We start from the raw sequence: 12,221 nt of genomic DNA on the forward strand, positions 1-12,221 counted from the left end.
TCATGGGTTCCATTTGTTGGAGAGCGCAGGCCGCACGGCTTTCAGGTCCGGCAGGTTCTCGAGGAAGTTGTCCGGGTAATAGCCGAAGCTGGTCACGCCCTGACGCTTGAGCACGCCCATCCACTCGGCCAGTTGCGCGCCGTCGATTTCGGCCTGGTCCTTTTTCGTCCAGTCCCGGCCCTGCAGCTCGAACACCGTGCGGTCGAGCGCGCCCGGGCGAGCCTTGACGGTCGCCACCAGCGACTCCAGCCAAGGGCCGGAGCGGGCGTGGGTCTGTTTCTCCATGAGCGGCATGGCCATCGGCGCCGTCCAGTCATAGGTGACGAGGAAATCGTCGAAGTTCTGCGCGAACCACGCTTCGCTCGCCGGATTGAGCATCGGTTCGGCGAAGATGTTGCGCGCGGTCAGCACCTGCGGGCCGCGGATCGCCCGCACCTTGGCGGTCAGTTCCTGGGTGAAGTCGATCAGGTATCGGCTCTTGAAACGCGTCCAGCGCTGCATCGTCGCCGGGTCGTCGCGCAGCGCGCCGATCGAGCCCGGCAGGCCGTTGGCCGCGTAGACCTTGAGCGCCTGCGGGCCGGCGTCCTCGAAGTCCGAAAGCACCGCGTCGTCGTGGTAGAGGATGCCGTCCACCGAGGTCAGGCGCGCCAGGTCCTCGTAGATTTCGCCCACGACCCGCCGCACCTCGGGATCGAACGGCGACAGGCGCTTGTACTGGTCCGGATCGACCGACACGGCGCCGGTCTGCGGATCCCAACGGGTGACCCGCGGCAGTTTCGCGTCGAGGGCGAAGCTCAGCACCGGCATCCACGCATAGACCTTCACGTGGGCACGGGTGCGCAGCTGCCAGGCGACACGGTCGAACAGGTCGGCGCGCACCGGCAGGTGGCGGTTGGGGAAGTACAGCGAATGCACCAGACCGTCGCCCTGGGGATCGGCGAAGGCCTGCAGGAACACCGTGTTGGCGCCCATGTCGGCCATGCGCTGCACCAGTTTGCCGAGGTTGGCGTCCTGCTGCGCCGGATCCGGGTCGTAGACGTTGTCCAGGTCAACATGCACCACGCGCATCGGCGATTCGGCCTGCACCGAGACGATGCTGTTGGCGAAGTGCTCGCCGTCCGGATCCGAGGCCACCAGGAAACGCGGGCTGCTCATCAGGTTGTCGAGGGCGTCGAGGCCGTCGTCGAGGGTCAGGGCCATCTCGTAGCCCTGCTCGCCCACCACCGTCAGCGAGGTGCCGTCCGCCGTGCCGTACGGCCAGACCCAGATGCGCGGTTTCTTGCCGGTGACCTTGCGGATCTTCTCGGAGATGGCGGCCACGTCGGTGCGGATCCGCGCGCGGAATTCGTCCTCGGTCTCGTAGCGTTTGGTGACCGCGTTGTATTGCCGGGTCGCCGCCGCCGGCTGCAGGTTGCCCTGGGGGTTGGCGAGGATGCCCTTGTGGTTGGCGTCGGTGTGGGCGGCGATCTCCACCAGCCCCGACTGCGAGATTTCCCGCACCTGATCCCAGGTCAGGAAGTCCGAGCGCTGGCGCGGGGTGCCGGCGAAGTCCACCGGCTGGTTGAGCGGCGTGTCGATCCAGGTGCCGACCGGCGCCAGCAGCGCATGCCAGTTGTAGGCGCGCAGCACCGGCAGCACGCGGGTGTAGAAGCTGGAATAGCCGTCGTCGAAGCTGAGCAGGATCGCCTTGGGCGGCAGTTCCGGCCCGCCCTTGCGCGCGGCCATGATCTGATCGACCGTGACCGGCCGGTAGCCGTTCTCACGCAGCCACGCCAGTTGCTCGATCATGCGCTCGGTGCGCACCGCCACCACGGCCTGGTCGGGGTCACGGTCTTCGACGTCGTGGTAGGCGATGCCCAGCACGTGGTTCTTCGGCCACGGCTTTTCGCTGGCCGCCACCGGGCGCTCCGACGGCGGCAGGAAGGCCGGGGCCTGCTGGGCGCAGGCGCTGGCCAGCAGCGCGCCCAGCAAAAGGATGAATCGCGAAATCAGAGGCATCTTCAGACTCTTCTAGAAGCGGAAAGTGAGGTCGACGAGCAGACGCAGATCGGTTTCCCGATCACCGTCGTAGGGCCGGTTGATCGCGCTCAACAGGCCGCCCACTTCGAACACGTCGTTCCAGGCGTAGCGCTGGCCGTAGCCGATCAGCGCCATGCCGCCGGTGCCGTGGTCACGCTGGCTGTAGGTGCCCGCGCCCAGCTGGAACTGTTGGCTCCAGACCGTTTCGTAACGGTGGTAGAGCACGTGGTTGACGTTCAGCAGCGGCATGACGCTCAAGTCCGCCTTCGGGTTGAAGTACGGCACGTCATCGGACTTGGAGTTGTGGCTGGTGCCCACTTCAAGGCCGGCGTCGACCTGCAGGTTCGGCGCGCTGTACACGCCTTCGCGGCCGGTGAGCAGCGCCTCGACCCGGTTGTTGCCGTCGCTGAAGTGCGACGGGCTGACCGCCAGCTTCCATTCCCGGCTCTCGTTGGCCCGCCAGCGGATGAAACCGCTGCCGCCGTTGGCCTTGATGCCGCTGTTCAGCGCGCGCAGCGGGGTCTGCGCCGAGAGGTACTCAAGGCTGCCGCCGTATTGCCAGTGGTCGTCGATGTCCCGGGCGATCGCCAGGCGGGCGCCCTGCTTGTCGCCGAAACCGTAGGAGTGGTTGGAGATTTCCGCCTCCAGGGTCATGTCGCGGGTGCGGCGCTCCAGGCCCACGCGCTGGAAGCGGTGGTGGCCGGTGCCTTCGGTGAAGTCGCCGGTGGCGTAGCCGACGCCGGCGAACACCCGCCAGTCTTCATCGATGGGCGGGCTGTACAGGGTGCTTTCGATGCCGAAGTCCCGGCTGCCACTGACCGCGCCGGCATCGCCGCTGCCGCCGCCGTAAGCCTTGCCGCCGTAGCTTTCGACGCGCAGCTCGGCCATGTCATGCACTTCGCGCTGACGGGCCAGGCGCTGCACCTGCCGGTTGTCGGGGAAGCGCGCGACCACGTCGTCGGTCAGCGCATCCATCTGCCGCCATTCCTGCAGGTCCATGGCGGTGTGGGCCTGGGCGACTTCCAGGCCCATGTCCCGCGGCACCAGGCTTTCGGTTTCCTTGAGCTGGTTCTCGGCGCGGCGCGGCCAGTCCCGGGCCAGGTACAGGTCGGCCTGGGCCAGGCGCAGGCCGATGTTGCCCGGCGCCTGGTCGACCAACGTTTGCAGGCGCTCTTCGCCGTGGGGCAGGTCGGAGCCGTAGGTGCCGGCCTGCGCCGCGAGCTGCTGGGCGTCCATCCATTCGTCGTTGGGGTTGCCCACCGGCAAGCCCTTGAGCTCGATGCGCGGCCGCTGGGACTTGGCCAGGTCCTCGGCGACCTTGCGGGCCTCTTCGGCGCGGTCGCTTTCGAGCAGCGAGTAGTACAGGCCGGTGGTGTCTTCCAGGCGGTCGCCGGCATCGGCGTCCGGCGCTGTCAGCACCTGACGGTAGAGGTCGGTGGAGATCTCCGGCTGGCGCTGGTCCAGGTAGGACGCCGCCACCCAGCGCAGGGCGTAGGTCGGGATCTTCACCCCTTCGCCTTGCAGCTTCTGGTATTCGCCGATGACGTCGGCCGTGCGCGCCCGGGCCCGGAGCGCGCCCATGCGGTCGATGCGCCAGCGGGTCACGTCGTCGTGGGCGCTGGCGTCCGGCGTCCAGGTGGTCAGCAGCTTGTCGTAGTCGGTCAGCGCCCGGTCGGCGATGACGTAGCGTTCCTTCTCGCTGCGGGTGGCCAGGTCGGCGAGGCGCACCCGCTCGGCGGCCAGGTCGCCTTCGAGGCGACGCCGGGTGACCGGGTCGATCAGGCCCGGACGCTGGTCAGCCAGGCGCAGCGCAGGCTCCGGCAGACGGGCCTTCTGCAGGGCCGCCACGTATTCGCGGGCGACTTCCGGCTTGCTGCCGGCGCGGACGAACGCCTGATCGTATTCGTGCAGCGCGTCGTACTGCTTGCCGGCACGGGTCAGGGCATAGCCCAGCGCGAGCCGGCGGGAGGGGTCGTCGGGCCTGGCCGCGACCAGCGCCTTGGCGCGGGTCACCGCTTCGTCGGGCTTGCCGGCGTCGGCCTGGGTCAGGGCCAACCCCAGTTGCAGGTCGGCATTGCCCGGATCCAGCGCCAGGGCCTGGTTGTAGACCTGGGTCGCCTGATCCCAACGCTTGAGGTTGCGGTAGGCCCGGGCGGTGGCGGTCAGCGCCTGGACCGGCAACGTGCGGCCGCGGCCCTGGGTCTCGTAGACCTGCACCACTTCGGCGTCGAGCCCGGCCCAACTGGCGATCTGCAGGTGGTCGCTGACCTGGCCGGCGGTGGCCTGGGCCGGCGGCACCTGGCGCAGGGCATCGAGCGCGGGCGCATAGTGGCCGGCCCGGGCGTCGAGCACCATTCGGTCGTAGGCCGTATCGGCGAACCCCAGTGCCGGCCAGAGCAACTGGCTGCACAGCGCGACTCGGAACAATGGGCGTAAACCACGATGCAATACAGGAACATCAATACGCGGCATTCGTCAGCATCCTTACATGGCCAGCCGGGTCGCAATGCCCTCCTTGCCCATTCGTAACGGCGGCCGAATCGCAGACCCGGCCAAGCTTATCCAGGCAGTCTTGCACGCAAGCGTAGACCAATATCGACAACGCAATAATTATTCAGAATTGCAGTGACGGTTTTCCTACCGAACGAAAACCCAGGCGCCAGATAGCAAAACGCCCGGCGTCTGCGTTGCGCAGAGGCCGGGCGCCGTGGCGGTGCGCAGCGGTTACTGAACCTGGCTGACGCCGGCGAACTTGTTCATCAGGAAGCCGACGAACTGCTCGACGGTCATCTTCTGGCCGTTGAACTCCACCTGGTTGGCGGCGTAGTGCAGCTTGGTCGTGACGTTGGTGCCGTCCAGGGTCGCCAACTGCGAACCGACCGCCATGCCGGCGAACATGTCGGTGGCGGCGCTGGCCTGGTCGACGATGGCCTTGGCGTCGGTCTGGCCGTCGAGCTGCGCCTGAACGCTCATCAGGTCCACCAGCATCGGCTTGGACACCAGCACGTTGAGGTCAAGCAGGGCGATCAGTTGCTTGCCCAGTTGGTCCGGCGGCAGATCCATCGACTGCGGCTTGGCCAGGTCGATCACCAGATTGGCGCGGCTTTCGCCGTTGGCGGTCTTGAGCGACAGGTTCTCCAGCGCCACTTGGGGGCCTGCGGCCAGCAGTTTCTGCAGGTCGGCCTTGACCTGGGCCTCTTCGGCCGGGGTCAGGTTCAGCTCCGGCGCCGGCAGGCCGGCGGCTGCGGCTTCGGCGGCGGCCTTCTCGTAGGGCTGCAGCTTGGTCTGGTAGATCTGCATCAGCGACATCGTCGACGGAATGTCGAGGTTCTTCAGGCTCATGGCCAGGTTGGCCGAACCGATCTTCTTGTCGTTGAGGGTGACCTCGCCGATCTTGTAGTCGGCGCGGCCCGAAGCGCTGGAGCCGGTCTCTTCGGTGAGGTTCTTCATCTCGAAGTTCTTGATGCCCAGCACCGACTGCTTGGCGCCGAAGGTGGTCTTGCTGTTGGTCAGCTCCAGGGTGTTCTCCCCGGTGTAGTAGCCGTAGGTGCTCTTGGTGAGGTTGCTGGCCAGGGTCAGGCCGCTGAGCTCGATCTGCACCGGCGCCTCGTCTTCGGCGACGGTGGTCAGGTGCAGGCTGTCCATGTAGCCGTTGGCCTTGACCTTCTGGGCCTGGGCGCTGGCGGAGATGTCCATGTTCAGACCGGAGAACTTGAGGCTCGACTTGTCGTCCAGCGCCGTTTCCAGCGGCAGCAGTTCGAGGGTGCCGGTGGTGGATTCGTCGTAGCCGATGTTGACCACGCCCTTGAGCGGCGCGGCACCCTTGGTGGCGGCGAACCATTTTTCCGTCAGCGGGGTCTTTTCCAGCTCATAGTGACTGCTGGCCATGACCGGCAGCCATTTGAACGACGCCAGCCGCGAGAACGGCAGCGGGCCGTGTTCGATGCGGTCGGTGAACAGCAGCTCGACCGGCGCCTCGCCGAACATCTCGCCCTCGCCCTTGAGGCGGTACTGGGCGGTGCTGCTGAAGGTGTGGCGCTCCAGGGACACCAGCTCCAGCGACGCACTGCCGTTGGAGCCGGCCATGGCGGCCTGCAGTTCCTTGTTGGCGTTGGCGACGGCGTTGTTCAGCACGCCTTCGATTTTGGTGCCGGTGTACCACGCCCCGCCGGCGCTGATGGCGCCGATGGCAACAACGATTCCCAGAAGCACGCCTGCTGATTTATTCATGAATGACCCGATCGATTTCCGTGGCTGAAAGTGTGGTCGTCTTCCTTGAACCCGTGATCGGGCCGCGGCACGACTCCGCTGGATTTAGCGGTGCAGATTAGCACTGGCGCCCCGTGAGGGCCCAGTGTTTAAAGGTTAAAGAGTGTCCATGGCGAGGGGATGGCAGTGAGCTCGATGGCGCCTTGGCGGGCTCAGGAATACTGCACCTCGATCTCGTCCAGTTGATGGTCGAAGCTTTTGAGCCGCGCCGTCCAGGTGAACACCAGCACTTCGAAGTCCCGGTCGATCACCGCCCCGCCGGGGCCGTCGTTGCGCGGGTCGCAGAAGTCCAGCTGATAGCGTTCGCGGGCCATGGCCGTGGCGACGTCGGACAGTTCGCGGGCGTTGTTGAGCCAGTGCCAGCCGTCGCTGGCGACTTGCTTGTCGAGCTCCAGGCACTGCTTTTTCAGGGCATCCAGGCTTTTTTCCAGCGGCGTGCCGGTGAGTTCGCCCATGACTTCGGCGAAGGTGCGCCCCGGTTGCCAGTAGCTGCCCCAGAAATACCGGTCGAACACGGTCTCGACCCGGCGCAGCGCGACTTTGGTGTCCCAGATCAGCAGCAGCACCTTGCTTTGCTCCAGCTGGCGCTGCTTCAGCCGCCGGACCTGCACCAGGGCCCAGGCCACCACCACAATCCCCATGACCGCGATCAAGGCCACGGCGCTGTCGAGGAACACCATGGCCTTGTCGATCTGATGGGCCAGCATGATGCCGTAGAAATAGGTGGCCGAGAGCAGCACCAGCGCTACCAGGGCGCACCAGAAGCCAAGAGCGTAAGGGTTTTTCATTATTGGTTTCCCCGACCTGCGCAAGCCCAGTGCGCTGCAAGGACGCCTTGCACCGGGCGCCCTTCCAACACTTCAAAGCATAGCAACGGCCTCAGGGTTTGCCGGTGCCCGACGCTTGCGTTCGTCCGCTTTCCCAGCCGCCGCCCAGGGCGAGGAACAGATCGATCTGGCTCAGGGCGACCTGGGTGTTGGCCGACGCCAGCTGCGCCCGCACATCGGTGTAGGTGCGGGTGGCCTGCAGGTCGGCGAGGAACGACGCGCGGCCGGCCTGGTAGAAGCGGTGGGTCTGCTCCGCTGCCTGTTTCGCCGACTGCTCGGCATCGGCCAGCGCCTCGCGGCGCTGCAACTGTGCGCTGTACTGGGCGAGGCCGGTCTGGGTCTCGCGGACGGCGTTCAGCACCACGCCGTCGAAATGCGCCAGGGCGCCCTGGGTCGACGCTTCGGCCTCGCGGATGCGCGCCCGGGCGCCGTTGGTCGGCACGTTCCAGCTCAACGAAGGGCCGAAGCCCCAGCGGTTGGTGGACGGTTTGCCGAGGTCGTCCAGCAGGCCGACGGTGCCGATCGTCGCACCGAAGCTGATGTCCGGGTACAGCTCGCCGGTGGCGATGCCGATGCCGGCGGTCGCGGCGGCCAGTTGCCGTTCGGCCTGGCGCACGTCGGGACGGCGCTTGAGCAACGCAGCGCCGTCGCCGACGGGCATCAGTTGCGCGACCTTCGGCAGTTCGGCGCACCCGGCGGTGCCGGCCGGCAGTTGCGCCACCGGCTTGGCCAGCAGCATCGACAGGCGGAACAGCCCGGCCTGGCGCGCAGCCTCGTAGCGCGGCAGGTCGGCCCGCAGGGATTTCAATTGGGTCTGGGAGCGGGTGACCTGGGTCTCGTCGCCCCGGCCGGCATCGCGCAGGCGCTGGGTGAGCCGAGTGCTCTGGTCCTGCAGGTCGAGGGAATGCTGGGCGATTTCGCGCTCTTCGTTGGCGGCGCAGACCTGGGTGTAGGCGCGCACCACATCCGCCACCAGGGTGATGCGGGCTGTGTCGGCGGCGGCCTGGGTCGCGTCGGCGCTGGCCTTGGCCGCTTCGATGCCACGTTGCAGCTTGCCGAACAGGTCGAACTGGTAAGAGGCGCTGATGGCGATCTCGCCGATGTTGTCCACCGGCACCTTTTCCGGCAGCAGGAACGCTTCACCGGACTCCTGCAGGCGCTGGGCCCCCATCTTCACCCCGCCGCTCCAGCCACCGGCCGCCTCGGCCTCGTCGACCCGGGCCCGAGCCCGCGACAGGTTGGCCGCCGCCACCCGCAGGTCGGTGTTGGAGGCCATGGCCTGCTGCACCAGTTCGTTGAGCCGAGGATCCTGATACAGGCGCCACCAGTCGGCCGGCACCGGAGCCGACACCACCGGCTTGCCGTCCACCGCCAGTTCGCCCTGCAGGTCGTGGCGCTGCACCGCCGCTTCGCCCGGCAGGTGATAGTCCGGCCCGACCACCTGACAGGCCGACAGCAGCGCACCCAGCCCGGCGACCATCAGCGCCCGGTTCATTGCGCGGACTCCTGCCGGCCGTCCTCGATGATCGACACCGTGGCGGTGCGCCCGGCGATCATGCGGAAATCCTCGGGCACGTCGTCGAACGCGATGCGCACCGGAATGCGCTGCGCCAGCCGCACCCAGCTGAAGGCCGGGTTGACGTTGGGCAGCAGGTTGCTGCCGCTGGTGCGGTCGCGGTCCTCGATGCCGGCCACGATGCTTTCGACGTGCCCGCGCAGCTTCGCACGGTCGCCGATCACCCGGATGTCCACGGCCTGGCCCACGCGGATGCCGTCCAGCTTGGTCTCTTCGAAATAGCCGTCGATGTGGAAAGAGTTGCTGTCGACCACCGACAGCACCGGCCGACCGGCGGTGACGAACTCCTGGGCGCGCGGCGCCCGGTCGTTGACGTAGCCGTCCACCGGGCTGCGGATCACCGAGCGGTCGAGGTTGAGCTGGGCGCTGTCCACCGCCACCAGCGCTTCGGCGAGAGCCGATTGGGCGCGGGCGACCTTCGACAGGCTCTCTTCCAGTTGCTCGGCCGGCACCAGATTGCCCAGGCCCCGGTTGCGCTTGGCCTCGCGCTGCGCCTGGGCGAGGGTCTCTTCGCGGTCGGCGACGGTGGCCTTGGCCTGGCGCAGGGCCAGGCGGAAACGGTCCGGGTCGATGCTGAACAGCACCTGGCCGCGCTTGACCGGCTGGTTGTCCTTCACTTCCACCTGCTGGATCAGCCCGGACACGTCCGGGGCGATCTGCACGATGTCGGCGCGGATATGCCCGTCGCGGGTCCAGGGCGCAAACATGTAATACATCACCATGCGCCACACGACGACGACGGCGAACGTCACGATCAACAGGGTCAGCACGGTGCGGCCGAGCGTCAAAAACGGTTTTTTCATGTCATCAGGTATCGGCTGAGGGAATCCACGGCGCCCAGCAGCAAGGCGTACAGCGCCACGTTGAACAACGCCCGGTGCCAGACCAGGCGGTAGAAGTGCAGGCGCGTGAGCACGCCGTGCACCAGCAGGAACAGCAGGTACGTGATGCCCATCAGAATCAGCAGGGTCGGCAGGAAAATGCCGCTGATGTCCAGGTCACCGATCATAGGGGGGCTCCATCGATGCCGTGAGGCAACGGTTCTTCGGGTTCGGCGTTGCCGAGAAACTCGACGCCGGGCAGCAGCGCCAGGCGCAGGCCGCTGAGGGCATGCAACAGGTGCAGCCGGGTTTCGTCATCGCCGTGGCCGCTGAGGGCACGGCGGGTGCGGTCCATCGTCATCAGCAAGGGGCTGGGCGCCGGCAGGCGCTCGCCGGCCTTGAGGCAGGCGCGGAAGTAATCGCCGACTTCCGCCACCACCTGCTCCAGCAGCGCCTGCGGCGCGCCGGGCACCCGCGGGGTGTAGGCCAGCAGGTCGAGCAGGTTCAGCCCCACCCGCACTTCGCGCAGGGCGATGCCGGTGTCCTGCCCGGTCAGCGCCAGGCGCGGCAGGTGCTGCATCAGGCGGTCGAGCAGTTGCACGCCCAGTTGCCGGTGTTCGGCGAGGTTCGCCGGCTCCGTCATGTGGACGATGTCTTTCCAGCTGAACCGGGTCAGGCGCTTGGCCGCCAGCTCAGCGCCGAACGGCCGGGCCACCAGCGTCCAGATGAACGCGAACAGCAGCCCCATGGGACCTGCCAGGTTGGAGTTGGCGAAGGCGAAGAAATCCGCGTCGTAGGCGCCCTGGATGCTGATGAACGATGAGGTGTTGACCAGCGTCAGCAGCATGCCAAGGTAGAAGCGCGGCTGCACCGTCAGGGTGCCGACGCAGATGAACGGCACGGCGAACGCCAGCACCAGCATCGGGAAGTCGTGCAGGTTGGGCAACACCAGGAACAGGTACAGGCTGGCGAACAGTACCGACATCGCGGTCCAGAAGAAGAACCGGTAGATCTGCGGCGCCGGGTCGTCCATCGAGGCGAAGAAGCTGCACGACACCGCCGCCAGGATCACCGCGCTGCCGCCGTCGGTCCAGCCCAGCAGGATCCACAGCACCGACGCGACGATGATCGCCAGGATGGTCGAGGCCACCGAATACAGCATCAGCCCGCGGTCGAGGAACGGCGTCAGTCGCCCGAGGCGCCAGTGCCGGTAGACCGCGCGCCAGCTGTCCTGGCGCTCGCAGAGGATCGCGTCCTGCAGCGAACGGCAGTCCTGCCACAGGTCGATGAACTCGGCCAGGCGGTACAGCGCGTTGGAGAACAGCAACTGCCTGCGGTCGTCCAGGGCTTCGGCATCCGGCTGCAGGGCGTCGAGCCGATCCTTCAGGGTTTGCCACCGCCCGAGGTCGGCGTCCTTGTGGCCGAGCCACTCGCCGGTGGCTGTCAGCAGCGGCGCGAAACGCTCCACCAGCTCCGGCGTGCGGCGCTCAAGGGCATAGAGCGCATCGTCGAGGGCGTCGATCACCGGCAGCAAGTGGATCATCCGCCCGCGCAGTTCCTTGGTGTTGCGCACCGTCTGCGGCCGGGCGCCTTCGTGGGGCAACTGGCCGATCATCAGTTCGAGGCTGTTGAAGCTGCCGACCATGGCCATGCGCAGGGCGCCGATCTCTTCCGGGCGCACGTCGCGGCCGAGGAAGCGCAGGCTGTAGGTCGTCGCGTCGGCGAACCACTTGCCCACCGCGTCGTTGAACACCGGGGCCAGCCGGCGCGGCCAGAACATCGCCCCGACCACTGCGGCTACGGCGATGCCGAGGAAAATCTCCTCGGTGCGCGCCTCGGCCACGTCCCACACCGCCAACGGGTTGTCCACCACCGGCAGGGCGATCAGCGGCAAGGTGTAGCCGGCGAGCATCAAGGCGTAGTTGTTGGCGGTGCGCAGGTGCAGCGAGAGAAACAGCAGGATCCCCGTCCACAGCGCGATGACCACCACCAGCACATAGGGGCTCTGGACGAACATCGGCACGAACAGCACCGCGGCCGCCGCACCGAGGAACGTCCCGATGGCGCGGTACAGGGCCTTGGAACTGGTGGGACCGAGGAACGGGCTGGAGACGATGTACACCGTGGCCATCGCCCAGTACGGACGCGGCATCTGCATGAGCAGGGCGATGTACAGCGCGATCATCGAGGCGGCGAAGGTGCGGATCCCGTAGAACCAGTCCCGGGCCGGAGGAAAGCCGGAAAAGAAGCCGTTCACGGATGGGTCACCGCCGGCGGACGCGCCGCCTCGAAAGCCTTCAATACCCGAAGCGTAGCTTCCAGATCGCGCCGGTCGATGCCTTCCAGCACCTCATGGCGCAGGCGCACCAGTTCAGCCTCGACCGCCTGCACCAGCTCGCGGCCGGTGTCGGTCAGGCTCAGGCATTTGGCGCGGCGGTCCTGGGGGTCTTCGCTGCGGCAGACATACCCGGCGTGGCACAGCTGATCGAGCAGGCGCACCAGCGACGGGCTTTCCATCCCCGCCGCCTGCGCCACCTGCACCTGACGCACGCCTTCGCCCAACCGCCCGATCATCAGCAGCGGGACGGCGCAGGCTTCGGAGATGCCGTAGTTGACCAGCGTGGTCTGGCAGATTTTGCGCCAATGACGGGCGGCCACCACCATGGCACTGCTGATGTTCATCTGGAGGATGTCGAGGTTATCGGACAC

Annotated in this window: 9 protein-coding genes; all 9 read right to left on the minus strand. The window is 67.2% G+C overall.

Annotation, left to right across the window (positions count from 1 at the left end):
• Nucleotides 1-1,998: a poly-beta-1,6-N-acetyl-D-glucosamine N-deacetylase PgaB gene (gene pgaB, locus CAG29_RS18475; protein ID WP_085656652.1), complete on the minus strand. Its 1,998-nt coding sequence runs from the start codon at nt 1,996-1,998 to the stop codon at nt 1-3.
• 12 nt (nt 1,999-2,010) lie between these two features.
• Entirely contained in the window at nt 2,011-4,491 is a 2,481-nt protein-coding gene (gene pgaA / locus CAG29_RS18480; protein WP_085694937.1) for a poly-beta-1,6 N-acetyl-D-glucosamine export porin PgaA, read from the minus strand.
• Nucleotides 4,492-4,743: 252 nt separating this feature from the next.
• Entirely contained in the window at nt 4,744-6,249 is a 1,506-nt protein-coding gene (locus tag CAG29_RS18485) for a YdgA family protein (RefSeq protein ID WP_085582115.1), read from the minus strand.
• Between the two features lie 191 nt (nt 6,250-6,440).
• The gene (locus tag CAG29_RS18490) at nt 6,441-7,076 is read right to left on the minus strand and encodes an NADH:ubiquinone oxidoreductase subunit N (protein WP_085582117.1); all 636 of its coding nucleotides are present in this window, start codon (nt 7,074-7,076) and stop codon (nt 6,441-6,443) included.
• A gap of 91 nt (nt 7,077-7,167) precedes the next feature.
• A complete protein-coding gene (locus CAG29_RS18495; RefSeq protein ID WP_085582119.1) occupies nt 7,168-8,610 on the minus strand; it encodes an efflux transporter outer membrane subunit in 1,443 nt (480 codons plus the stop codon).
• The gene (locus CAG29_RS18500) at nt 8,607-9,494 is read right to left on the minus strand and encodes an HlyD family secretion protein (protein ID WP_085582121.1); all 888 of its coding nucleotides are present in this window, start codon (nt 9,492-9,494) and stop codon (nt 8,607-8,609) included. The genes CAG29_RS18495 and CAG29_RS18500 overlap by 4 nt, the downstream gene beginning before the upstream one ends.
• Nucleotides 9,491-9,700: a DUF1656 domain-containing protein gene (locus CAG29_RS18505; RefSeq protein WP_085582123.1), complete on the minus strand. Its 210-nt coding sequence runs from the start codon at nt 9,698-9,700 to the stop codon at nt 9,491-9,493. The genes CAG29_RS18500 and CAG29_RS18505 overlap by 4 nt, the downstream gene beginning before the upstream one ends.
• Nucleotides 9,697-11,769 (minus strand): FUSC family protein, encoded by a 2,073-nt coding sequence (locus CAG29_RS18510; protein ID WP_085582125.1) that lies wholly within the window; start codon nt 11,767-11,769, stop codon nt 9,697-9,699. The genes CAG29_RS18505 and CAG29_RS18510 overlap by 4 nt, the downstream gene beginning before the upstream one ends.
• Entirely contained in the window at nt 11,766-12,194 is a 429-nt protein-coding gene (locus CAG29_RS18515) for a MarR family winged helix-turn-helix transcriptional regulator (protein WP_085632032.1), read from the minus strand. The genes CAG29_RS18510 and CAG29_RS18515 overlap by 4 nt, the downstream gene beginning before the upstream one ends.
• Nucleotides 12,195-12,221 lie beyond the last annotated feature (27 nt).

The sequence above is a fragment of the Pseudomonas sp. B7(2017) genome, from assembly GCF_002112745.1.
Taxonomy (GTDB): Bacteria; Pseudomonadota; Gammaproteobacteria; order Pseudomonadales; family Pseudomonadaceae; genus Aquipseudomonas; species Aquipseudomonas ekonensis.

Bases quoted from the DNA above. Each gene is read 5' to 3' on its own strand.
- pgaB (WP_085656652.1), bottom strand. From the start codon at position 1,998: ATGCCTCTGATTTCGCGATTCATCCTTTTGCTGGGCGCGCTGCTGGCC.
- pgaA (WP_085694937.1), bottom strand. From the start codon at position 4,491: ATGCCGCGTATTGATGTTCCTGTATTGCATCGTGGTTTACGCCCATTG.
- CAG29_RS18485 (WP_085582115.1), bottom strand. From the start codon at position 6,249: ATGAATAAATCAGCAGGCGTGCTTCTGGGAATCGTTGTTGCCATCGGC.
- CAG29_RS18490 (WP_085582117.1), bottom strand. From the start codon at position 7,076: ATGAAAAACCCTTACGCTCTTGGCTTCTGGTGCGCCCTGGTAGCGCTG.
- CAG29_RS18495 (WP_085582119.1), bottom strand. From the start codon at position 8,610: ATGAACCGGGCGCTGATGGTCGCCGGGCTGGGTGCGCTGCTGTCGGCC.
- CAG29_RS18500 (WP_085582121.1), bottom strand. From the start codon at position 9,494: ATGAAAAAACCGTTTTTGACGCTCGGCCGCACCGTGCTGACCCTGTTG.
- CAG29_RS18505 (WP_085582123.1), bottom strand. From the start codon at position 9,700: ATGATCGGTGACCTGGACATCAGCGGCATTTTCCTGCCGACCCTGCTG.
- CAG29_RS18515 (WP_085632032.1), bottom strand. From the start codon at position 12,194: ATGAACATCAGCAGTGCCATGGTGGTGGCCGCCCGTCATTGGCGCAAA.